The sequence below is a fragment of the Paraburkholderia sp. BL6669N2 genome (assembly GCF_003387275.1).
Classification (GTDB): domain Bacteria; phylum Pseudomonadota; class Gammaproteobacteria; order Burkholderiales; family Burkholderiaceae; genus Paraburkholderia.
This window is the reverse complement of record NZ_QUNA01000002.1, coordinates 257180-279642: the sequence shown is the minus strand read 5'-3', so window position 1 is coordinate 279642 and position 22463 is coordinate 257180. Positions and strand designations below refer to the sequence as shown.

General features: G+C 60.0%; 22 protein-coding genes and 2 pseudogenes. 15 read left to right on the top strand and 9 right to left on the bottom strand.

Annotated elements, in window-relative coordinates:
- Window positions 1-51 precede the first annotated feature (51 nt).
- The 5 genes from B0G80_RS23790 (at window position 52) to B0G80_RS23770 (ending at window position 2714) form a co-directional block, all read left to right on the top strand.
- Window positions 52-414 carry a MarR family winged helix-turn-helix transcriptional regulator gene (locus tag B0G80_RS23790; protein WP_258879001.1) on the top strand — a complete coding sequence of 121 codons (363 nt, stop codon included), beginning with the start codon at window positions 52-54 and terminating at the stop codon, window positions 412-414.
- A 79-nt stretch (window positions 415-493) separates the two neighbouring features.
- Entirely contained in the window at window positions 494-1042 is a 549-nt protein-coding gene (locus B0G80_RS23785) for a nuclear transport factor 2 family protein (RefSeq protein WP_116120189.1), read from the top strand.
- A 2-nt stretch (window positions 1043-1044) separates the two neighbouring features.
- Window positions 1045-2091 carry an aldo/keto reductase gene (locus tag B0G80_RS23780; RefSeq protein ID WP_116120188.1) on the top strand — a complete coding sequence of 349 codons (1047 nt, stop codon included), beginning with the start codon at window positions 1045-1047 and terminating at the stop codon, window positions 2089-2091.
- 2 nt (window positions 2092-2093) lie between these two features.
- Window positions 2094-2330: a glutathione S-transferase N-terminal domain-containing protein gene (locus B0G80_RS23775; RefSeq protein WP_116120186.1), complete on the top strand. Its 237-nt coding sequence runs from the start codon at window positions 2094-2096 to the stop codon at window positions 2328-2330.
- A 63-nt stretch (window positions 2331-2393) separates the two neighbouring features.
- On the top strand, window positions 2394-2714 hold the full coding sequence (locus tag B0G80_RS23770; RefSeq protein WP_220377485.1) for a glutathione S-transferase family protein: 321 nt from the start codon (window positions 2394-2396) through the stop codon (window positions 2712-2714).
- Between the two features lie 21 nt (window positions 2715-2735).
- On the opposite strand, the gene B0G80_RS23765 is transcribed toward B0G80_RS23770, so the two are convergent.
- Window positions 2736-3701, bottom strand: a complete 966-nt coding sequence (locus B0G80_RS23765) for an AraC family transcriptional regulator (RefSeq protein ID WP_116120181.1) — start codon at window positions 3699-3701, stop codon at window positions 2736-2738.
- Window positions 3698-4018 carry a hypothetical protein gene (locus B0G80_RS23760; RefSeq protein ID WP_147309897.1) on the bottom strand — a complete coding sequence of 107 codons (321 nt, stop codon included), beginning with the start codon at window positions 4016-4018 and terminating at the stop codon, window positions 3698-3700. The genes B0G80_RS23765 and B0G80_RS23760 overlap by 4 nt, the downstream gene beginning before the upstream one ends.
- A gap of 238 nt (window positions 4019-4256) precedes the next feature.
- Here B0G80_RS23760 and B0G80_RS23755 point away from each other — a divergent pair, with 238 nt between their 5' ends.
- The 4 genes from B0G80_RS23755 to B0G80_RS23740 all read left to right on the top strand — a co-directional run bounded on the left by B0G80_RS23755 (window position 4257) and on the right by B0G80_RS23740 (window position 11251).
- Window positions 4257-5411 (top strand): efflux RND transporter periplasmic adaptor subunit, encoded by a 1155-nt coding sequence (locus B0G80_RS23755; protein ID WP_408968152.1) that lies wholly within the window; start codon window positions 4257-4259, stop codon window positions 5409-5411.
- 14 nt (window positions 5412-5425) lie between these two features.
- Window positions 5426-8563: an efflux RND transporter permease subunit gene (locus B0G80_RS23750; protein WP_116120177.1), complete on the top strand. Its 3138-nt coding sequence runs from the start codon at window positions 5426-5428 to the stop codon at window positions 8561-8563.
- Window positions 8560-10101: an efflux transporter outer membrane subunit gene (locus B0G80_RS23745; protein ID WP_116120176.1), complete on the top strand. Its 1542-nt coding sequence runs from the start codon at window positions 8560-8562 to the stop codon at window positions 10099-10101. Before B0G80_RS23750 ends, B0G80_RS23745 begins: the two co-directional genes overlap by 4 nt.
- 154 nt (window positions 10102-10255) lie before the next feature.
- On the top strand, window positions 10256-11251 hold the full coding sequence (locus tag B0G80_RS23740) for a LysR family transcriptional regulator (RefSeq protein WP_116120174.1): 996 nt from the start codon (window positions 10256-10258) through the stop codon (window positions 11249-11251).
- 139 nt (window positions 11252-11390) lie between these two features.
- Here the strand turns inward: B0G80_RS23740 and B0G80_RS23735 are convergent, their stop codons facing one another.
- From B0G80_RS23735 to B0G80_RS23720, 4 genes are all read right to left on the bottom strand, one after another.
- Window positions 11391-11960, bottom strand: a complete 570-nt coding sequence (locus tag B0G80_RS23735; RefSeq protein WP_116120172.1) for a TetR/AcrR family transcriptional regulator — start codon at window positions 11958-11960, stop codon at window positions 11391-11393.
- Window positions 11961-12341: 381 nt separating this feature from the next.
- Window positions 12342-12881 carry a hypothetical protein gene (locus B0G80_RS23730; RefSeq protein WP_116120170.1) on the bottom strand — a complete coding sequence of 180 codons (540 nt, stop codon included), beginning with the start codon at window positions 12879-12881 and terminating at the stop codon, window positions 12342-12344.
- Window positions 12882-12974: 93 nt separating this feature from the next.
- A complete protein-coding gene (locus tag B0G80_RS23725; RefSeq protein ID WP_116120168.1) occupies window positions 12975-13973 on the bottom strand; it encodes a zinc-binding dehydrogenase in 999 nt (332 codons plus the stop codon).
- Entirely contained in the window at window positions 13970-15160 is a 1191-nt protein-coding gene (locus B0G80_RS23720; RefSeq protein ID WP_116120167.1) for an MFS transporter, read from the bottom strand. Before B0G80_RS23720 ends, B0G80_RS23725 begins: the two co-directional genes overlap by 4 nt.
- A 173-nt stretch (window positions 15161-15333) precedes the next feature.
- Here B0G80_RS23720 and B0G80_RS23715 point away from each other — a divergent pair, with 173 nt between their 5' ends.
- Window positions 15334-16239 (top strand): LysR family transcriptional regulator, encoded by a 906-nt coding sequence (locus B0G80_RS23715; RefSeq protein ID WP_116120166.1) that lies wholly within the window; start codon window positions 15334-15336, stop codon window positions 16237-16239.
- Window positions 16240-16348: 109 nt separating this feature from the next.
- Window positions 16349-16660: pseudogene (locus B0G80_RS23710) on the top strand (cysteine hydrolase family protein); the annotation flags it as partial.
- 72 nt (window positions 16661-16732) lie between these two features.
- Here the strand turns inward: B0G80_RS23710 and B0G80_RS23705 are convergent.
- Together B0G80_RS23705 and B0G80_RS23700 are read right to left on the bottom strand one after the other, a co-directional pair.
- Window positions 16733-17509, bottom strand: a complete 777-nt coding sequence (locus B0G80_RS23705; protein WP_116120164.1) for an SDR family NAD(P)-dependent oxidoreductase — start codon at window positions 17507-17509, stop codon at window positions 16733-16735.
- Window positions 17510-18126: 617 nt separating this feature from the next.
- Window positions 18127-18633 (bottom strand): annotated as a pseudogene (locus B0G80_RS23700) (helix-turn-helix domain-containing protein); the annotation flags it as partial.
- 184 nt (window positions 18634-18817) lie between these two features.
- Here B0G80_RS23700 and B0G80_RS23695 point away from each other — a divergent pair.
- From B0G80_RS23695 to B0G80_RS23680, 4 genes are read left to right on the top strand one after another with little or no spacing between them, the layout of a single operon-like run.
- Window positions 18818-19105 (top strand): hypothetical protein, encoded by a 288-nt coding sequence (locus B0G80_RS23695; RefSeq protein WP_116120162.1) that lies wholly within the window; start codon window positions 18818-18820, stop codon window positions 19103-19105.
- 48 nt (window positions 19106-19153) lie between these two features.
- Window positions 19154-19381, top strand: coding sequence for a hypothetical protein (locus B0G80_RS23690; protein ID WP_116120161.1), 228 nt, complete (start codon window positions 19154-19156; stop codon window positions 19379-19381).
- A 43-nt stretch (window positions 19382-19424) separates the two neighbouring features.
- On the top strand, window positions 19425-19985 hold the full coding sequence (locus B0G80_RS23685) for a papain-like cysteine protease family protein (protein ID WP_181920043.1): 561 nt from the start codon (window positions 19425-19427) through the stop codon (window positions 19983-19985).
- Between the two features lie 7 nt (window positions 19986-19992).
- The gene (locus tag B0G80_RS23680; RefSeq protein ID WP_147309896.1) at window positions 19993-20631 is read left to right on the top strand and encodes a hypothetical protein; all 639 of its coding nucleotides are present in this window, start codon (window positions 19993-19995) and stop codon (window positions 20629-20631) included.
- Between the two features lie 847 nt (window positions 20632-21478).
- Here the strand turns inward: B0G80_RS23680 and B0G80_RS23675 are convergent.
- The gene (locus tag B0G80_RS23675; protein WP_116120154.1) at window positions 21479-22000 is read right to left on the bottom strand and encodes a hypothetical protein; all 522 of its coding nucleotides are present in this window, start codon (window positions 21998-22000) and stop codon (window positions 21479-21481) included.
- Between the last annotated feature and the right edge of the window lie 463 nt (window positions 22001-22463).

The following is a 22463-nucleotide window of genomic DNA, read 5'->3' as shown; positions in this document are numbered from 1 at the left end:
ACTGGTCCCGATCTGTGTCACTGTCTGGCTGCGCGTCGCGCTGCGCGGTATGTGTCGCGTATCTTCGATAGCCATCTTTCGGGCGTCGGTATCTCCATCTCGCAGTTTTCGATACTTGCGCTTGTTGAAGAACATCCTGGCATCGCGGTTGCCGATCTCGCCGATCTGATGGTCATGGAGCGGACAACGTTAGTACGTGCACTCAGGCCTCTCAGGGAGGCAAAGTGGTTGACGAGCGCCGCCGAGGGACCGAAAGCGGCGCTGGCGTTCACGCTGTCCGCCGCGGGCAAAGCAAAGCTGTTGGAAGCCGAGCCGTGCTGGCGAGCAGCGCAGGCGGAGTTCGAAGCCGGCGTCGGTCGCAAACAGGCGGTTGCACTCCGAGCAGGTCTGTTGGGTGTCGTTTTTGAAGGTTAAAAATTTTTTGTGAGTACGTGTGTAATTGCACATATTGAACGCCCTCGTTCCGATAGGCACTTTCTTTGAAGGATCTTGCATGACAGCCTTTCCCTCCGTTCCACATACGAGCGCAGTCAGCGCCGACGACCGCGCCAGCGCCGTCGATTTCGTCAATCGCGTCAACTGGTTCTTCGAGACGTGGGATGTCGAAGCCATGATCGAGGCGTTCCTGCCCGACGCCGTCGCGTACCACTTTCACGGAACGATCAGTGGACACGCAGAAATCCGACGCTTCTTCGAGCACGACTATCCGTACCTGATACCCGGCGTGGGGCGTCACGCCACAAACCATATCGTCGACGCTGACGAAGACGGCGTGGTCGTGCGTTACCAGAATCTGCTGGTCCGCCATGCAGCGCCCGAGGATGCGACCAAACTGGGTGCCGGTCAGGTGATGCACAGCGATAGCGGACTGCCCGCGATCTGGCTGTATTCTCCGATGCGTGATCGTCTCCGCAAGACGGCAACGGGATGGAGAATTTACGAACGCTATATCGGTGGCTCGACCACCAACCGTGCGCTGACGCCTACTGACACGTCGGCAGCTGCGGCGGCTCCGTACCTCCCGAAACCTCAAGGAGTGTAATCGTGCGATATCGTCTCTTTGGTCAACATACTGGCCTGCGGGTATCTGAGCTGGTTCTCGGCACAGCCAATTTCGGCGGCCGGTGGGGGTACGGAGCAGATCTCGACGCCGCGCGTGAGATTGTCGACCGCTACGCGGACGCGGGCGGTAACTTTCTGGATTGCGCCGACGTGTATCAGTTTGGTGAATCGGAGGAGTTTCTCGGTAAGCTGCTCACAGACCGTCGGGATAACTTCGTGATCGCGACCAAGTACACTCAGGCAGCTGCGCCCAACGCGGGCACTCTGGCGACGGGCAACAGCCGGCTCGCGATGCGCCTGTCTGTTGAGGCGAGCCTCAGGCGTCTCAAGACGGATCGCATCGATCTCTACTGGGTGCACTTTTCCGATGGCATCACGCCGGTGGACGAGATCATGCGAGGCCCCGACGACCTCGTGCGCAGCGGCAAGGTGCTGTATATCGGACTGTCGGACTTCCCTGCGTGGCGCGTCGCGCGGGCCGCAACGATCGCCGAATTGCGCGGCTGGGCGCGAGTCGCCGGGTTGCAGTTTGAGCACAGCCTGGTCGAGCGGACGAGCGAGCACGAACTGATGCCGGCGGGGAAGGCCCTCGGACTGGGGATGGTGGCATGGTCGCCGCTCGGTGGTGGATTGCTTTCGGGCAAGTACCGTCGGGGCGAGAAAGGCCGGCTCGAAGCGCTGGGCGGTGCGGTATTCCAGCAGGAAAATTCCAGTCAGCGTACTGCCATCGTCGATGCCACCCTTGGGGTTGCGACCGAGCTTGGAGTCTCGCCGTCCGAGGTAGCAGTGGCGTGGGTCTTGCAGAAGGGTTCGCTGCCGATTATCGGACCTCGGACGAGCGAACAGTTAACAGCATACCTTGGCGCCTCAAAGCTCAGGCTCGCTCCGCATCACGTCGAGCTGCTGGATCGCGCCAGCGCATTGTCGCCGATCTTTCCGCAGTCCATGATCGATGCGCCAGCGTACCGGCAAGCTGCGGCTGGAGGCCAGTACGAGCGCGTAGTCATGCCGGAAACGCCGGCTCCCTGACGATGCCCGACGATGTTATCCTGTATGGCGCGAGGACCGGTAACTGCCTGCGTGTGGCGATTGCATTGGAGGAACTCGGCATTGCGTATCGTACGGCTGCGCTCGATCTTCGGGCGGGCGAACAAGGCACCCCTGCTTTTCTCTCGCTGAATCCGCTTGGGAAAGTATCGGTCTTGCAGGTTCGCTCGCCGGGGAGCACATCACTCGTCATTGCGCAGTCCAACGCGATTCTTCTATAGCTTGCAAAGCGGGCAGGTGGAACGCTGTTGTCGCTCGAGGAGGATGTGTATTCCCCGCTTGCGTTGGAACGCTTCCTGTTTTTCGTGACTGACGTGATTGCGCCTAACCACGCTTCCTTCTTTCTGCGAAGCGAAGGATGCGACGAGGGGCGTCGATTGATGGAACAACGCAGCCTCGACGCGCTTCTTGCGAGCGAGGGGTTTCTGGAAAACGCACGATTCATGGCGGGGGAGTCGTTCACACTGGCGGACATTGCTGCCGCCACTATCGTAGCCGCGTTATCGTCGTCGATCGACTGGACGGAGCATCCGCGACTTCGTCGGTGGTTCGCGTGTGTCATGGCGCGCCCGGGCGTGAAACGTGGCATGACCGCTTTCGACTGACGCTCAGCTCCAAGGCATGCGTTATTTCGAATCGCCGCCATGGCGCGCGGCGCGGGGCGAATATCCGAAACATGCCTTGAACGCACGTGAGAACGAGGCGTCCGACCCGTAGCCGGCGACGGACGCTGCCTCGCTGATCCGCACACGGCCGTTGCGCAGCAGGTCCGCAGCGAGAGTCAGTCGCCACCGAGCGAGATACCGGAGCGGTGGCTCGCCGACAACCTTGGTGAACCGCTCTGCAAAGTGTGACCGTGACATGGCCGCGATTTTCGCGAGTTCGCCCAGCTTCCATTCCCGCGCAGGTTCGCCGTGCATTGCCGCCAGCGCACGCCCAAGTCGGACATCGCCGAGACCCCGGAGCCATCCACTGTGGGCCGGACGAGTGGTTGCCCACTCGCGCAAGCTCCGTATCACGAGCAGATCAATCAGGCGTGAAATCATCAAGGCAGCGCCAGGCGCCGGCTCGCTCGCCTCCAGCCGCACGAACCGTAGGATCGCGTGTTGCCATTCGGGCGCGCCTGATGCCTCGGCGCGAAGATGCATGACATTCGGAAGACCAGCAACCAGGGGGGCGACTGAAACCGATTCGAACTGAAATGAGCCGGTCAAGACCCGAAAGGCCCCGCTGGCGAAACGGTGTAAATTAACTGGCGCCGGGAGTGAACCGAACCCAGACTCCGGTGTGTCGACCGTCGTCAGGACATGCGCGCATCCTCTCGGTAGAAGGACGAGATCACCGGCGGCTAGGGATACAGCGTCATTAGTCGCGGTATCAAGTCTTAACGCGCCGTGTTCGACAAAGTGAAAGCGGGCGCGTCCGGCGTCGAACGCTTTAGATTGAGCCTCGCCCATCTCGTACACCTCGATCGATTCACCCCTTAGCCGTATCAGATCCAGAACGTCGGAAAGCACATCCTGCCGGGGCAGCCTATAGCCGCGCAATGCCCGCTGACGCGCGAGTACGCTCGTTGCCTCGTCGACAATCATGCTTTAAGCCCAATAAAAAAACGCACGTCCGAGAACGTGCGCTGCGACAAAGGAAGGATCGGTATGGAGGAGCGCTCCTTCGCGCCGCAAAGTACAAACGCAACCGACCGGTGTTGCCTCTTCTTCCCGTCGATGCCATGCATCGCACGGGCGATCAGCTTGTGCAGCGTACCGCATGAGGCTCTCCATATATATCTGTTGACGACGAACACACTTACCGGCAGGCGCGAATAATCCGCCGAAGCACCGCTGGGCCTGTAATGCATCGATGCTTGTTCAATGAGGCGTGTAAACCTCTTTTGAAAACGCTTGACCAAATGGATTGCGCTGATAATCTAACGCGACTTAGAGTACGTACGAAATCTAAATAACCGTGTTGTTGTCCGCATGGCGCGATCAGGTCCTGCGCCGGCCAATGAAGGCGCCATTTCATGAAAGGGCGAACGGCAACACTTTTCAAGGTGATTGAAGGTGGATACGAAAACAAGAGTGGAGGACGGTGAAACGGTTCGCCGCCCTCGGCATGCGCCAAAGGGGCTTCGCACGAGAACGTGGGTGGCAGCGGCAGTTGTGATCATTGCGGGTGGGGGCGCGTGGTTTTTCTACCCGCATGGTGGGGGCGGCAGCGTCGCCAATGCGCGGCCGGTGCCTCCTCACGAGGTGTCAGTCAGCAAGCCGCTCTTGCGAGATCTCGACACGCGACTTGGGTTTCTGGGGCAGTTTTCGGCAGTCGATCAGGTGGAACTCCGCGCGCAGGTGGGCGGGACGCTCACGGGCGTTCACTTCCGGGACGGCGACATCGTTCACAAAGGCGATCTTCTGTTCACCATTGATCCGGTGCCGTATGAAATCCGGCTTGCGCAGGCGACTGCCCAGCGCGAAACCGCCGAGGCGCGCCTGACCCTCGCGAAGCAGGAGCTGGCGCGTGCACAGGACCTGGAGCGCAATGACGCCGGCACGAAGCAGAACGTCGAGCAGCGTACATCTGAACTGAATGCGGCACAGGCCGCGCTGGGCGACGCCTCGGCGCAGATCCGGGACGCCCGTTTCGATCTCGATCATTGTCGCGTCACCGCACCGTTCAGCGGGCGCATTGGCAGGCATCTCGTTTCCGTTGGCAATCTGATCGCAGGCAGTCGCGCCGCGACGAGTCCGACGACATTGCTCGCGACGCTCGTCTCGCTCGATCCGGTCTACCTTGACTTCGATATGAGCGAGGCGGATTTCCAGTCGTTTTCGCGCTATCGCGGCGACACGAAAGGACTGCCCGCGAATCGCGTCGAACTGGCATCGGGCGATTCGTCCACATACACCCGGCAGGGCACGCTCGATTTCGTGGACAACGTGCTGGACCGCTCGAGTGGAACAATCCACGCTCGAGCAACGGTTCCCAATGCCGACCTGCGCTTTACGCCCGGCGAGTTCTCGCGCGTGCGGCTTGCGGTGGCACATCCCACGCCGACATTGCTCGTCCCCGATGCGTCTGTGTTGCCAGACCAGTCGGAACATGTCGTGATGACGGTTGCCGATGACGGAACGGTGGCGCCGAAGCATGTCGAGATCGGCGATATACGCGGCGGATTGCGCGTGATCCGCTCGGGCCTGTCCCGCGACGATCGCGTAATTGTCGACGGCCTGCCTTATGCAGCTCCCGGTACCAAAGTGGCGACGCGCGCTGGTGCGATCCGCTATGAGCCTCAACAGAACTAGCGGACACGGAAGCCATGCGTATTGCCCATTTCTTTATCGACAGGCCGCGCTTCGCGACGGTGGTCAGCGCATTTCTCACGCTGATCGGCCTGGGCGCGATGTTCGTGCTGCCTGTCGCCCAGTACCCGGAGATCGTTCCGCCCACCGTGCAGGTGACCACGTCATATCCAGGCGCGTCCGCGGAAACGATCGCACGCACCGTGGCCACTCCGCTGGAACAACAGATCAACGGCGTCGAAAACATGCTCTATATGAGCAGTCAGTCGACGGGCGACGGGAGGCTGACGGTCACCGTGACGTTTCGTATCGGCACAGACCTGAATGTTGCACAGATGCTCACGCAGAACCGCGTTCAGGATGCATTGCCCCGTCTTCCGGAAGATGTCCAGCGCCTTGGTGTTCAGGTCCGGAAGTCGACGCCTAGCATTCTTCTGGCCGTTCACCTTTACTCGCCGGATAAATCGCGTGACACGCTTTATCTCTCGAACTACGCAACGCTTCACGTGAAGGATACGTTGGCGCGGTTGCAGGGGGTCGGCGATGTGCAGTTCCAGGGCGCGCGGGAGTATGCAATGCGTGTCTGGATCGATCCGGACAAGGTTGCCGCAAACAACATGAACGCCAGCGAAGTGCTCACGGCACTGCGCGCGCAGAACCTGCAGGTTTCCGCCGGTATCCTGAACCAGCCGCCGACGGCGGGGAACGATGCCTATCAGATCAACGTCGAGGCGCTGGGCCGGCTGTCAACACCGCAGGAATTCTCGGATGTGGTTGTCAAGTCCGACACCCAGGGACGAGTGACTCGCATACGCGATATCGGTCGTGTCGAAGTTGGGGCCGCGGACTATGGCTCGACAGCGTTCATGGATCGCGACAATGCGTCGACATTGCTCATCTATGCGGAGCCGGGCGCTAACTCGCTTGCGGTTGAACAGCAGGTTCTGTCCGCCATGCGCGGGTTGAAGAACGACTTCCCGCCGGGAATGGATTACAAGATCATCTACGATCCGACCATCTTCATCGGCAAGTCTGTCGACGAGGTGATTGTCACGATCTTCGTCGCCATCCTGCTGGTTGTTGGTGTCGTCTTCCTGTTTTTGCAGAACTGGCGGGCCACGATTATCCCGGTCGTTGCAATTCCCGTCTCACTGCTCGGGTCTTTCATCGTGCTCGCGACGTTCGGGATATCGCTCAATAACCTGTCTCTATTTGGCCTCGTGTTAGCGGTCGGAATTGTAGTCGATGATGCGATCGTTGTGGTCGAGAATGTGGAACGCAATATGCGCTCGGGGATGTCGCCAGCCGAGGCCGCGCACCGGACGATGGACGAAGTGGGCGGCGCACTCCTATCCATTGCGCTGACACTATGTGCAGTCTTTGTGCCGTCTGCCTTCCTGAGCGGTATCTCGGGGCTGTTCTTTCGCCAGTTTGCGGTGACAATCGCCGCGTCAACGGTGATCTCCTGTTTTGTGTCGCTTACTCTCAGTCCAGCCCTTTGCGCGGTGCTCTTCAAGTCACATGAGCCACACGACGCGTCGCATGCGGGATTTGGACAGCGTCTGCTGCACGCAGGCTTTGATCGCTTCAACCGGGGTTTCGACAAGCTGTCGTTTGGGTATGGAAACGTCACACGTCGTCTCGTTCGTGGCCTGACCGTTGTTCTTGCGATCTACGTCGTACTGATCGGGGTTACGGGTTTCGAGTTCTCGCGCACGCCAACCGGCTTTATTCCAGAGCAGGATCAAGGCTATCTGATTACCGTGGTTCAGCTTCCTCCCGGAGCGTCACTGGACCGTACCGAGAAAGTCGTCCGGAATGCAATTGACATTATCCTGACCACGCGCGGTATTGAACACGTTGCTCCGTTCGTGGGGCTGGACGCGACAACGTTGACCGTTGCATCGAACTCGGGAACGATCTTTTCAGGGCTGCCGTCGCTCTATAACCACGAGCTTCCGGGGGTGACAGCGACCACGGTATTGGCCGACCTGCGCAAACGCCTGTCTGTCATCAAGGACGCGTACGTACTGACGATTCCGCCGCCACCTGTACAGGGGCTCGGCAATTCAGGCGGATTCAAGATGATGCTGGAAGACCGCGCAGGGCTCGGCTCGGAGGCGCTCGTGCATGCGGCGAATGCCCTTGTTGCCGCGGCGAACAGGGATCCGAGTTTTGCTGGGGTCTTCACCCTGTTCAACGCGGGGTCGCCATCGGTTTTCGCGAATATTGACCGTGTGAAAGCAGAAAAGGTTGGGCTGACACCCACGGATGTGTTTTCCACCCTGCAGGTCTATCTGGGTTCGCAGTATGTGAACGACTTCAACTATCTGGGCAGAACCTATCAGGTCATCGTTCAGGCTGACGGACAGTTCCGGCATGCACCGCAGGACATTACCCGACTGAAGGCGCGAAACCAGTCGGGTGAAATGGTCCCGATCGGCACGGTGGCGCAAATGGAAAACCGTACGATTCCCTATCGCGTACCGCGCTACAACCTGTACCCGGCGGCCGAAGTCCAGGGCGTCGCGGCGCCGGGTGTTGCCACCGGCACGGCACTGCATCGCATGGAAGAGCTCGCCCGCGAGGTTCTGCCACAAGGCATCGGTTTCGAATGGACGGACCTGGCGTACCAGCAGCAGCAACATGGCACCCCGACGCTTCTGGTCTTCGGTGCGGCGGCTCTCTTCGTGTTTCTCATTCTCGTCGCGCAGTATGAGAGCTGGAAGCTGCCCCTTGCGATCGTCCTCATCGTACCGATGTGCATTCTCGCCTCGGTTACCGGCCTGATCGCCCGCGGCATGCCCATCGATATCCTCGCGCAGATAGGCTTTGTCGTTCTGGTCGGTCTCGCTGCGAAAAACGCAATTCTGATCGTCGAGTTCGCACGTCAGAAGGAGGACGAAGGCTCCGGCCCGATCGATGGCGCCGTGCACGCTGCACGTACGCGGCTACGTCCCATCCTGATGACATCTTTCGCTTTCATCCTGGGCGTCGCGCCGCTTGCTGTGGCGACGGGCGCTGGCGCGGAAATGAGGCAGTCGCTGGGTACGGCAGTGCTGTTCGGCATGCTGGGCGTGACCTGTTTCGGGCTGCTGTTTACTCCTGTCTTCTATGTCTTTATTCGCAGGGTCGGCCGCAAGGAGCGCACATGACTTCTTCTATTGCCGCTGAACGCAGCGTGTTTGCCGTACGCAAAAGGCCGGGAAAGATCCTCCGTGTCACTGCCGCCGGTCTTGCCTTGGCGACAGCCGTATCCGGTTGCGCGGTTGGGCCCAACTACGTGGCGCCAACAGCACATCTGAGCTCGTTCCACAACCGCATTGCGACCAGTAGCCAGCACGCGACAACAGCCGCAGCGCAGATGGACACATGGTGGACGGGCTTTAACGACCCGATGCTCGTCACGGTGGTTCAGCGTGCGCTCGCGCAGAACCTCGACCTTGCGGCCGCATTTGCCCGCGTCCAGCAGGCGAGAGCGATCGCAGCAAGCGCTGGTGCTCAGCTTCTGCCAACGTTCGATTTCGACGCAAGCGTCACCGCTGAGCACCAGAGCCTGCAAAGTCCGGTCGGTTCGATCGCGAAAACGTTCCCGGGCTATAGCCGCGACCAGCGCGAGTACAACGTCGGTGCCGCCGCCAGCTGGGAGATTGATCTCGCTGGCGGCTTGCGGCGCAGTGCGACAGCGGCCCGAGACGAGGCGGAAGCGGCCCAGGCTGAGCAACTTGGCACGCGCATTACCGTGGCCGCCGACGCAGCCGACGCCTACCTGCAGATCAGGGGATTTCAGGCCCGGCTCGCGGTGGCGCAAGACCAGATCGAGACGGACGCGCGTCTGCTTGAACTGGTCCAGGTCCGGCGTCGCGCGGGTGCGGCGGACGAGCGCGAGATTGCACAGGCGGACGCACTGCTCAAGCAGGCAAGGTCTACCGTGCCCACGCTGCGCACGGCACTGGAGGGCCAACTGAACCGGCTGGACGTGCTCATGGGCGCACAACCGGGAACATACGCGCAGGAGCTGGCCGTCCCCTTTAGCATACCCACGATCCCCAGGATCGACGATAACGTCGGTCCACTGGACGTGCTGAGACGTCGACCCGACGTCATCGCGGCAGAGCGACGAGTGGCCGCTTCGAGTGAGCGAATTGGCGCGGCGATCTCGGACTATTACCCGAAGATCTCGCTGTCCGGTGCTCTGGGCTTTGACAGCGTGAGCACCAACCACCTCTTTACCGCGGGGGCGTTTCAGCCCATCGGTACAGGGGCGCTACGGTGGCGTCTGTTCGACTTCGGGAAGGTGGATGCAGAAGTCAAGCAGGCGAGGGGCGGTAACGCGGAGGCGCTTGCTATATATCGCCAGGCGGTCCTCAAGGCAGCTGAGGACGTTGAGAATGCGTTCACAGTGCTTACGCAGACAGAGGCCCGGCGACAGGAATTACAAGCTGAAGTGACATCGCTGACGCGCGCCCGGGATCTCTCCGAACGCGCCTACAGGGCGGGCGCCATAACCCTCACGGACGTATTGGACGCGGACCGTCAACTCCTCGTCGCGCGCGACGATCTGGACGGCTCCCGTGCGGATACAGCGCGCGCTGCCGTGGGTGCATTCCGTGCGCTGGGTGGTGGCTGGGATGTCCGCTCCGACGCTAATGTGACACAGAATGAGTCGCCAGCGGCCGGTCCGGCGAGCTAAGACTCCTGGCTCTTTGATTTTGGCGGGATCGGCTCTCCGCTTCAATTGATCCGAGATCTTCAGAACGTTTGTCTCAGCACCGCTGAGAACGATTTGTTGTTGAGGTCTGCCTTGTGCCGGTTCCAGGACGGCGCAATGCAGCAAGTGAGACGATATGGACCGGTTTCAGTCAATGCAGGTCTTTGCCAAGGTGGTTGAGCTGAACAGCTTCGCCAAAGCGGCGGACGCCCTTCGACTTCCGCGCTCGACGGTGTCGATCATCGTCGGAAAGCTTGAAGCATATCTTCGGATTCGCCTGATGCAGCGGACGACCCGGCGCCTCAGCCTGACTCCGGAAGGCGCGGACTACTATCGGGACTGCATCCGGATTCTGGCCGAGATGAACGAGGCGGAAGATCTGTTTTCGAGCGCACCAAACAGACCACGAGGGAGGCTCCACCTGCAGATGCCGACGACGCTCGGGAGACTTGTCGTTGTGCCTCGCCTGGATGATTTCCGCGAACAGTTCCCCGATATCGAACTGGTGATCGCGCTGGATGATGGACAGCATCACCCGACTCACGAGTCCGTGGAGTGCGCGATCCGTTTCGAGGAACCTGACGACGGGAATGGTGTGAGGCGCAAACTTGGCGACGTGCCGCTGCTTACGGCATGCAGTCCCGACTATCTTCGCCGGTACGGCGAACCTCAACGGGTCGAGGATCTCCAGCAGCATCGTTCGGTGCAATGCTTCTCGAGACGTTCCAAAAAGGTCATGAACTTCATGTTCGACATCAACGGCGATGCAGTTGATGTCGGGATGTCTGCAACGCTTGCTATCAGCGATGAAGAGGCCTGTGCGATGTGCAGTGCTCGTGGCGCGGGGTTGGTGCAGGCTCCCCGGTTCGTACTCACAAAGTACATGGAGTCAGGCGAACTCGTCGAAGTGCTCTCAAAATGGCGACCGCGGCCGATTCCGGTTATAGCCGTTTATCCGCGCAATCGACACGTTTCGCTTAGAGCCCGCGTCTTTGTCGAGTGGGTTGCCGAGCTGTTCGAAAAATGTCCGCTGTTGTCGAGTGCGAGTGACCCCGAGTCGAAGGATCAGCCCTCCACCGGCAATCGCGTCAACTCGGAGGTTACCGCTGAGCGGCTTATAGCATGCGGGTAACGGCAGCAGATCTGTAAGGGCGGGACAGAGTAGTTCCTGTCATCGACGGCGAACTCGATTGCACGCCTGCGGCTGCCTACCGATGACGTTTCGCACGATGGTCTGGCAACGGAGAAGAACACCTGAGGTGAAGCAGGAGTCATTGCAGCACTGCTTTCTTGGCTTCACGCAGAATCGCCGCTGAGAGCTGCTCGTCGTTGACCATACGCGACATGGTCAGTGCGCCCATCATGGTCGACAGTATGACGAGCGCCTTCTTTTTTGCAGCGGCACGTGGAAGTTCGGGAAGACGGTTCGCGATCAAGTCGACCAGCTTCAGGATGCCCTCTGTCGTCGCGTCGCGAACCTCGTCGCTGGCGCGAGCCAGTTCGCTCGCGAGCGCAACGAACGGGCAGCCGCCGCCCGGATCGTCCCGGTGTTCCGCAGAAAGATAGTTGCTGATTGCCGCATTCAGACCGGGCGTGCCGGCCGAGCGCGACAGGGAAGACTCCACGGTTTCGCGCAGCGAGTCGGCGGCCAGTTGCAACGACTCAAGCACCACCTGTTCCTTCGAAGCAAAATGCTTGTAGAAACCGCCGTGCGTGAGACCAGCCTGCGCCATCAGATCGGCGAGTGCGGTGCCCTCAATGCCGCTTTCCCTGAAGCGGCTGGACGCAGCTTCGAGAATGCGTTGCCGGGTTTCGGCCGTCTCCTGTCTGGACTTTCTCATGGGGTCGATGATGTACCGAAATTTTAGATTTTATACAACATCTGGATTTCGGTCGCAAGTCGGAAAGACACTGATGGCATCGGGGACGAAGCGGCAGGGTAGCGGAAGGGGCGTTGCGAGTCCAATGGGAGACCGCCGCGTTGAATGCGGCTGTTCTCGACGAGCATGCACAACGGTTTCGGGATCGACGGTTCCGCCTTGCCGGCACACACCGGATCGCTAGCGTGACGAGATCGTTCGCGTCTGGCACAGCTTTCTCTGCGCGCGTTGTCGCGTCGGTCGCTCTCGTTCTCAGCCGTTGAGGTCTTTCCTTATCACCGATCTTTTGTGTTCTAACCGTCGTAACACCGCACGTCTGCGCACAGGTATAGGGAGAGCCGGTTAGGGGGAGGGCACTGGCAGGATGATCTCCGACGCGATTCTCCACTGACTGTCTACATTCAGCCATTCGATGATCATGATGAACGGACGTGGAGATGGATCCTGACCACCGTAGCTAACGGCAATTTTCATCGGAGCATAGCTCTGGGCAACTGTTGAAGAGATGCCGACGACCCTTACTTTCGCCCAGTCAGGATACAGGGTGAGTGTGCCGGCAGCGTATATGCCTTGAAGCTTCCGGGCAACCGCGACCGGGCCCCAGAACCCTGCCCAGTTTCCCTCGGCCGCGTCGACGCTTTTAGCGACTAGCAGCGCTGACGGCGAGTCCCAGAACATCTGTTCAATTGCTTGAGCGTCGTGTCGGTTCGCCGCCGTCGTCAACTGGCGGAAGCGGTCCTTTACATCTTCAAGAGATCTTTCGGACAGGGGAAGCGCAGAAGCAATGCTTGCAGCCGATGTGTCCTTCTCTGCACCTTGGGACGGGCCGGTGCAGATCAACAAGCCAGCAAGCGCAGCTGCAACGATATAAGTACGTTTCATGGGGAATTCCGAGATCAAGAATTTTTCACCCGTCACGTTTAACGACGGATGACGATGAAGCGATTTTTTGAAACCGGCGCCGCGGTGGAACTTTCAATATCTTGGATCGAGGACGATGACGCCTTGGGCTTCCCGACGTTCGAGCATGCCGTGCGCGTCTGCGGTGCGACTGAGCGGAAGCGTTGCCCCGACGCTGGGTCGAATCAGGCCGTTATCAACGCCGTCTTTGAGGAAGCGCAAACCACGCTGGACAAGATCGGGACGCTGAAAAAACGAAGGCAGGTAGACTCCGGTCAGCGTCTGTGCCCTTGCCATTAACCGGCGGGGCGCCAGCGGTTCGCCGGGGCCGCGCGTGGAGCCAATTACCACGCATCGACCTAGCATGCCGAGGCATGCGAAGTTTTGATCGAACACGTCGCCTCCAATTGTTTCGAGGATGACATCGACGCCCTTTCCGCCGGTAAGGCTCAGAACGGATTCCGGCCAGTGCGGCGAGTCGTAGGCAATAGCATGGTCGGCACCAAGACCGCGCACGAAGGAGCGGCGGGCATCCGTACTGGCTGTGCCGATTACCGTGCGGGCACCCAGCACTCTTGCGATCTGAACCGCGAGGCTGCCGACGCCACCGCTCGCACCGTGGACCAGCAGACTTTCACCCGGCCGCAGCACGGTGCACACCTGCAAAGCGAGAAACGCTGTTACCCCCTGACAAGGCAGGCTCGCCATAGCGATGTCGTCGGCATCTTCGTCAAGTTCGACTATCAGGTCCGCGCGGGCCACTGTTGTTTGCGCGTATGCCCCTTTTGGCATCAACGCCATCACCTTGCGTCCGGTCAAGTGACCGTCCGTTTCTGTGCCGGTGCGCAGTACCCGGCCGACCACCTGCAGGCCACCAACCTGAGGTAGCGTCACACCGCCGACGCGCGTCTCTGCCCGGTTATAAACGCCTTGGCGCTCCCGGATATCCGGAAAGTTGACGCCAATGGCACTGGTCTCGATCAACACTTCGCCGGGGCGCGGCTCGGGTTCCGGCAAATCGACGTATTCAAGAACTTCGGGGCCTCCGAACGTCCGGTATTGAATGGCTTTCATGACAGATCTCTTCCAATGAGGGAAACATTTCGCGCGGCCCGAGCAAGGTCCGATCTCGCCCATGCGGCGACACAGAGTTGTCCTGACAGGGCCAGTACGATGAGGCCCGTGGATAACAAAGGTAGTTGAGTAAGGCGCATGCCAGCGGCGAGAGCGATTCCACCAAGTGCGGCGCCAGCAGCGCTACCGAGGTAGTGAGCGGAACTCTGTAAAGCGACCACGATGCCTCCCTTATCCGGATGCAGTGAGAGCAATCGATGTTGCTGAGGAGCCTGCGAAGACCATGCAGCGGCGCCCCACGCGCCGAACAGGATGAGAGCCAGCGGTTGACGTACCACCACCGCTCCCAGTAGTGTGAAGACGGCGAGCATGAGAACAAGCACGAGCGACATCATCGATTCTGGGCGGCCGGTAGCGTCGATCAGCGTGCCGCACAGGTAGATGCCGCCCATTCCGCCGAGGCTCCACACCCACAGGTAGGGCAGCGGGTCAGTGACGCCGCTGGTTGACCGCAACAACGGGGCTGCAAAGGTGTAGAGCCCTATCGACGCGGCAGACGTGACCAGGGAAACAGCAATAGTTGCGGCAACGCGCGGATCGGCCAGCACGGAAACGCGTTGGCGAAGCGACGGCGGTGTGGAGGCGGTGGTTTCGGGCATGCGGGAAATGACGCCCGCAAGTGCGACCCCGCCCAGCACCACGATCAGCCATAGTGCGCTTCTCCAGCCAAAGTGGACGGCGACAACCAGACCGCTCGGTACGCCCACGGCCGTGCCCAGCGCTAGTCCGCCCACAACCAGGCCAAGCGCTCGGCCGCGCCGGTCCTGAGACACCATACTAGCAGCCGTCGCAAAGGCGGTAGGGCTATAGAGACCCGCGCCAACCCCAGCCAGCGCGCGCGACAGCAGCAGAAGTGGGAAGCTGGTGGCGATTGCGCTTAGCGTGTTGGCCAACGTAAAAAGAATCAGCGCTGCGCCCAGCACGCGGCGTACGGGCTTGCCTGCTGTCAGCGTGCCGAATACCGGCGCTGCAATTGCGTAACACGCGGTGAAAACTGTCACCGTTTGCCCAGCCACGGCGGCAGGTACATCGAAGCTGGATGCGATGCCGGGGAGCAGGCCCGCCATGATGTAGGCGTCGATGCCGAGCGCAAATGTACCGAGACAAAGGGGAAGAATCCTGATCAACGCGGTTCCTTGAAAAATAAGACTCTCTTACCGTTGTCAGTGGGAGAACGGCAACGCGCCGATGCACCCGACGCCTCGGGCACGATAAGATGTCAATCGACATGCAAAAATAGCATTGATATCCCACGCCGGGAACCCGGAAGGAATTCACATTACTTGTGAGAATTCGCACAATGTTCGACTGGAATGACATGAGGCATTTCGTCGCCCTGGCAGAGGCTGGCACCTTGTCAGGAGCGGCGCGCAAGCTGCGTGTGGACCACGTGACGGTCGCGCGCCATATAGCAGCGCTCGAGCATTCGCTGGGAGAAATATTGGTGGATCGTCTGGGCAGACGTTGGCAACTGACAGATGCCGGCCGGCACGTTGCACGCGTCGCTGACGGGATGCAGGCGCAAGCCCATGCATTGGAGAGGGCGGTGCGAAGCCGTAAGGCGGGAGCGTTGGCGAAAGTTACTGTGAGCGCACCGCCTGCTTTCGCGAGCGCTTTCCTCGCACCGCGTGTTGCCGAACTGACCTTGCAACATCGTGAGATTGAACTGACCCTGCTCGGCGCCCAGCCGATGATTTCGCTCAGTCGACAGGAAGCTGATATTGCGATTCGCCTGACGCGTCCTACCGAACCAAGCTACGTTTCACGCAGAATTGGAAGCATTTCGTACGGGCTGTATGCGCGCCCAGGCTATGTCAGCCGGCCGCCTGAAGAATGGCGATTCATTGCGTATCACTCCGCACTGGATCACGTACCTGAGCAGCTCTGGCTGCTCGATTTTGCTAACGGCCGTCGCATCGGATTCAGGAGCAATGATCTGCTAAGTCAGCTTGCTGCAGTGCGTGAGGGACTTGGGATTGCCGCGCTGCCCCGGTTTTTAGCGGCGGCAGACAAAGGGGTGACCGCGCTGCCTATGGAGCAAGCAGAGCTATCGCGTGATGTCTACCTTGTCGTGCATATGGACATCCGACGGCATGTGGCTGTGCGCATCGTGATGGAGTACATCGCGAAAAAGTTAGCCAGTGATTTCCCTCGTGTCGAGCAAGAGACCGCCGTGCACGCACTGGGGGAGGTTGCCAGCAAGTAACTATACGGCTGGGGTAATGCAACTCGCCGCACAGGTCGTTAGGCTTAGCCTGGGCAGGCGACTGCATTCCTGCTCCAGATCGTCTGGGACGCAATCACCGAGGGACCCTGATGGGAAGACAATTATTGCACCGCATCACAAGGTTCACGGCCCGGAAACCAATGACCTTACCCTGCAACTTCGAAAGAGAGGTGTATCTCAGGTGGTTCTTGCAGGAATGGCGGCGAACCTTTGCGTCGAATCACATCCGCGCGAACTCGTTGAACAGGGATTTGAGGTAGTCGTCGTTAGAGACGACACGGCGGGTCCGCGTTTGCCCGAGGGAGACGGCTACCTCGCAGCAGTGATTAATTTCCGGTATCTCGCGCACGCTTTATGGAGCACGGACGAAACCCTAAGGGAGCTTACGCCACTCGAATAGCACATCTTGCTGAACGGATTAAGGCCGCACCTATCGCCTGAATGCGAAAGGCGCGGCTAATCGCGATGAGTATCAAACGATGAAGTCGACGACGCCTCCATCGACCCTAAGTGCAGCGCCTGTCGTCGCTGACGCCTGTTTTGATGCCGCGTAGACCACCATATTGGCGACTTCCTCGACAGTTGCGGGCCGTTGAATGATAGAGGTCGGACGATGTGTCTTCACGAAATCAATGCCGACTTCTTCAAAGGTCTTCCCTCCGGTAATCTGGTCCTTGAGCATTGCAGACGCTCCTTCGGTAAAGGTCGGGCCGGGCAGGACCGAGTTCACCGTCACGCCTGTGCCCGCCATGCGCTTCGCGAGACCGCGGGCGAGAGCCACGTCCGCCGTCTTGCTCACGCCGTAGTGGATCATTTCAGCCGGAATGTTGAACGCGGACTCTGAGCCCAGGAACACGAAACGGCCCCATGCCTTAGCTGCCATCGTTGGCAAATATGCGCGGGCGAGGCGCATACCGGCCATGACGTTTATCTGCCAGTGCCGGTCCCAGATGGCATCGTCGGTTTCAAAGAAATCCAGCGGCTGGAAAATTCCGAGATTACTCACGACGATGTCGGGTTCTGGCTCGGCTTCGATCAGAACATGACAACCTTCAGCCGTGGAAAGGTCGCAGGCATGCCCCCTCACGGAACCGTCAAGCCGCGCAATAGCAGCGTCCACCTTGGATCTGGTGCGCCCATTTATCACAACTTCGGCGCCGGCGTTTCGAAGCGCCTGCGCGATTGCAAGGCCAATGCCTTCCGTGGAGCCTGTGACGAGGGCAACCTTGCCGGAGAGATCTATATTCATTTTGTTTCACCTTAAAACGGAAAATTGCGACGATCAAAATCATGGATGTATCTCAAGGCATCCTTTGCCCATCACGACTGAGTCGACTTTGGTTGGGTCCAGTCCAGAGCGACTAACCACTTCCGAACGACCGTCGCGCCGACTTCTGCTGCTGGAATGCTGTGGAGAGCCCCTAAAGCTCCCCGATGGGGGTTCGGACCGGTGTAGAAATAACAATCTCTTTATCCTTGAATATGGGCAACAAGACCTCGATATGAAGGGTGGTCAAACGTCCGCCGTCTGGCCCGGTTTGCTCGACAGAGGATTAACATCGTCATCTGTCCTGTTCGGGCGGAGCTGGAGATCATGTGCAATTGCACGCGTTGCCATGGAAAATAACGTGCCGCCATGCCACTCGTCAAGCATTAGGATCAGATTTCGGGCGGTAGAGGGTGCCGTCGCGCAACGTGGCGAACAGCTCGTCGCGGCGTCGTCGGACGAGAGCGTGTCACTATTCCTTCGCATGCGCTAACTACCTGAAACTTCGAGACATCTTCTCATTCGACGGAGGGAGCGCCTCCGATTGACACATTTCATAGCGAAGCTGTGACACATTTCCTGCGGTCTACGATGGGGGGATTTCTGCGAGGGTACACAGCCAGTACGCGGAAGCGCGAGCAGTCGTCGATGGCCGTGTACTGATAGACGCCTCGCGCGATCTTCATTGTGTCCATCTGGACCCGATCTCCCGGAACCGGGCGACTATAGCGTGTGGGATGTGCCGGCCGCCTCGAGCGCACTAGCGGCTTCACAGACGCCTCGGTCAGAACCTTGTGAATGGTCGCGAGGGACAGCTCTCTTTGTTCGTGAAGCCGCAACTCGTTCTGGATCCGCCGTGCGCCCTTATGCTCGGCGCGCAGCCGCAGAATCGTCGCCCGATCAGCTTCGGAGACCTTCCGGTTTGGACTGTTGAGAGGGCGGCGACTTTGAGAGCGAAGACCTTCTTCTCTAGCATCCTGGTAACGTTGTAACCATTTTCGAAGTGTCGGCCTTGAGATGCCACAACGTGCGCAGACGAGGCCGGCGTTGTCGGTCCCGTGATACATCAATACCCAACGCAATCGAGTCGCAATTTCGCGGTCCATCGCCTCATTTTAGTTGAAACGATCTGTGTGAATCACACACCTTACCGCGGAAGGCCAGCGTTCTCACCACGCGCTCTTTCAAAATCCGTCTAACAGTGTCGTCCTGTAATCATCGGTACAACGACCGCTACGGGCACACGGGCAATTCCGCGTCGCCGTGCCCGTTCTCAACCGGGAGACAGCGATGGGTATCAATGTAAATGGCCAGCTGGTCGGCAGTGGGATCGATCTGAACGCGGGCGACTCCGCGTTTTGGTGGGTCAGTCCGATGAACTACGGAGAAATCCTGTGGGCCGCAGCGATCCCCCTGTCGGGACCGCCGTGGGACAAGAACGTCGAAGTCCGCAACGTTTCCAACGATTGCGACGCTGAAGGCAATCGCGTTGTGCTGCTGGAAGTGCATAACAAAAGCTCCACCGATTTCGCTTCGTACGGACTCTTCATTGCTTGGACCGACGCGATCCCGAGTTAGACGCTGAGCATCCGCCCACTATCCATGGAACGTGACGAGGAGTCCACCATGAAGGTTCATATCGAGCATGATCAGCACGGCAATATCAAATCGATTGCTGTCCCGGCCGCCGGCGGCCAGAAACGTGGAATGCTTAAGGCGAGCGCCGGCCATAGCATCGCCGAAGTCGAATTCCCCGACGGCAAGCACCCGGGAGATCTCGATCATCTGAGGGAAATTCGGCAGCGCTATCGCGTCGAGGCGCATGCGAGCGGCCATCATCTCGCGGAGAAATAATCGACCGCGACCTCCGGCGTTTCCTAAACGAAGGGGACCACTCATGGATATAAGACGAATCGCTGGAGCCGCCGGTCTTGTGTGGCTCGGAGGATGCTGCACGCCGCCCGTCAGTTCGTCGCTGACCGTCGCGCTCAATCCGCAGCAAACGAGCATGTGGTGCTGGGCCGCAAGTGGCCAGATGACGATGGGCTATCTCGGCACTGTGGTGAGCCAATGCGACGAAGCCAACAAGGAATTTGGTTCGACCGATTGCTGCAATAACCCGAAGCCAGGCGCGTGCGTGCAGGGAGGCTGGCCCGAGTACGGCAAATACGGCTTCAACGCGGCCACGACGTCGGACGCAGCGCTTAGTTGGGACGACGTGAAGCGTCAGATCTACTGCCGTCGTACGCCGTTCGCGTTCACCTGGCATTGGACCGGAGGCGGCGGCCACATGATGGTGGCGACCGGCTACACAACCGTGCGCGGCACTAACTATGTCGCGATCAACAATCCGTGGCCGCCCAATGTCGGCGATGCGAGCATCATCACCTACGACGTATACGTGAGCGGTGCCGATCACACGCACTGGAACGACTACTACAACATCCAAAAGCAGTGAGGTCGACGTGAAAACATTACTCGGAGCGATGCTCCTTGGCGTCACGCTACTGGCGCACGCGCAGTCCAGTTCGACCGACAACGACGCCCCAGCGAGCGCGCGCCAGTCGCTGTCCGTGCTCGGCGAATTGGTCACGGAGCAGAACGCGCAGCAACTCGGCTTCGACTCGCCCCGGCAGGCCGCGACGGCGACGCTCGGGCAGCCGTTTCCCGCTTATCTGGTGCGGCTGGACGAACTGCGCGCGTGGCGCTCGGGCGCCAGCCCAGATACGCTGCTCAAGCCGCTAGACAGGCTGATCTATCCGGTGCTCGTGGACGGTAAGGTGCGCTCGTCGGTGACGATGGAAAAGGGACCCAAAGGCTGGAATGCAGTGGGCTTCGGAGCCCCTTTACTGATCCGGCGTCTGGCGGAAGGTCGAGACGTCGGCGTGCGTAGCGCCGGCGTCTCGGAAAACGCCGTGTTCGCGGTTCAGGTGCCGGCGCTCGCGCGCCAGTATGTCGGGTGGCACGTAGCCGGCAAGTTGATGCTTCTGTCGATCACCGATGAGAACGACGGACAAGGCGACCGGCAGCACGTGTTGCCGGCTGAACAGGTGTTCGACGCACTAGCGCCGATCGCGCGTGCGTATAACGGTTTGCCGCTCTGAGCGATGATGAATAGTATCGCGCGGCAACGGGGCAGCCGCGCAAACCGCATTCTCGCTGCCGTCGTGTGAAGCAACTTGAACCACAGTGGGTCGCCAATCGATTCGACACCACCTGGGCAGCATGGGAAGGGCGAATGTTTGCAGTGCGCCGGCGGAAAGCGCGTCAGTCCGTCTCCTGTGACGGGGCGCGACCGTTATCGACATTTTCTGCCGCCGAATGCGAGCCCGCATTCGCCTTTGGTCGCCTCGAAGCCAGTTTCGATCTAGCACCTGCGGCCAGCTAGGCTTCGTCGGCCAGGGCGCCCCCTCGCTGTGCTTGCTGTATAGACGAAAGATCAGGCGCACTTTTTATGGAGAATCGAGGCACGCCTGCTATGGCCCGCGTCGGTCAGACCGTTCGTCATCGCCGACAGTCGGCGAACCTGCACGCTCGACTCGTTGCCGCCTTCCGGCGCGGGCCGAGAAGGGTTTCAGCGTCTGGTCAAAGCCAATCTTCGTGCTGCACCTGATACGAGCTTTCTCGATTGTCCGGTTCTGCGCGTCGCGGATTGGTGCTATCAACCCGAAAGCGTCATTCAGCACGCGCCAAAGCGGCCATTCGTGAGTGCGCTTCGTGGGCAACGATACCGTTTGTCGTCATGCAGTGTTCGCATGTGGTAACCCCGCAGCTTGCCGCAGTCTGCAGGAGGCGCCGGAGCGGCGCGGTGTATCGCTACGACTCGTTGCGCGGCCAGGGCTCGGGCGGCTCGACGTTATCTGCGGTGGCTCGCGGTGAGATGGAATGGGGCTCGGCGGTAAAGCCGGGTCCTCAGGGCGACGCCGGCAGGACCCCACGTGGGCGCGTATGTCAAGTCTCCGGGACGAAGAACGAATTAGCCGGCATCTCCGCGAGCACCGCGTTGGTGCAGTTTTGCAGCAGCTTGCGGTTCGGTACCTTGTCCGGACTGGCTAGCTCAACGTTTCGATGCCGTTCGACCGCCTTCATAAACTCGGCCTTGAGCTTATCGTCATAAGTTCCGCGTTGCTCAATTTTCTGCCGGATTATTTCGAGATCGTATTCGAGCGTCTGATAGCCCGAAATCGCTGCCTCGTAGTCCTTGATCTTCTTCGTGAGCTGGAATGCTGGCCGTACCGTGGCGATGATTGCCGAGACAATGCCAAGGCTCTGCCACACCGCTTTCCCGATATCGGTTTTCCAGAACCACAAGCCCGCAATTGCGGACGTCGGCGCCGCGATCAGCAAGATGATTTCGCACGCGCGGTTCAATAGTTCAACCTGGCGCAGGCGTTCGCAATAGTATTTGACATTGAGGCGCGCCGTGCGAAGCCTGTCGTATACTGCCCAGACGGGATGTTGTTCGCGATTCATGAAGCACCTCATCACGCGTTGCGGAGCTTAACAATGATAGTCACGTCCTGGAGAAAGCGGTTCAGCTTTGTCATTGCGCTTTTGATGTTGCCGGAAGCGCTCGCTTTTGCTCAATCGACGCCCAATCGCACAGAGGCCACGGCGCGGCCGAACGCACCGACGGCGGCGAGTGCACCGCCGGTGACGTCCGAGCCACCGGCCCGCAGCGCGCCAACCCCTCCGGCTCCGCCGGATTCATCGGACACCCGTGGCGGGACGATGGTCCAACCGCCGGGCCCCTGGCCTCATGGAGACTGATCGCATGCGGCACGCGCGCCTGTTGAATAGACGTGCCAGATGGCTGCTTTTTGCGTGATGACGATACGTGAGCGCCAAAAAGGCGGCGCGGTAGACATGCACCATTCTGATGGCGTGTGCGGTGCGCCGCCTCTCCCGCGGATCGTGCCTTGCACAAGTTGCTTCT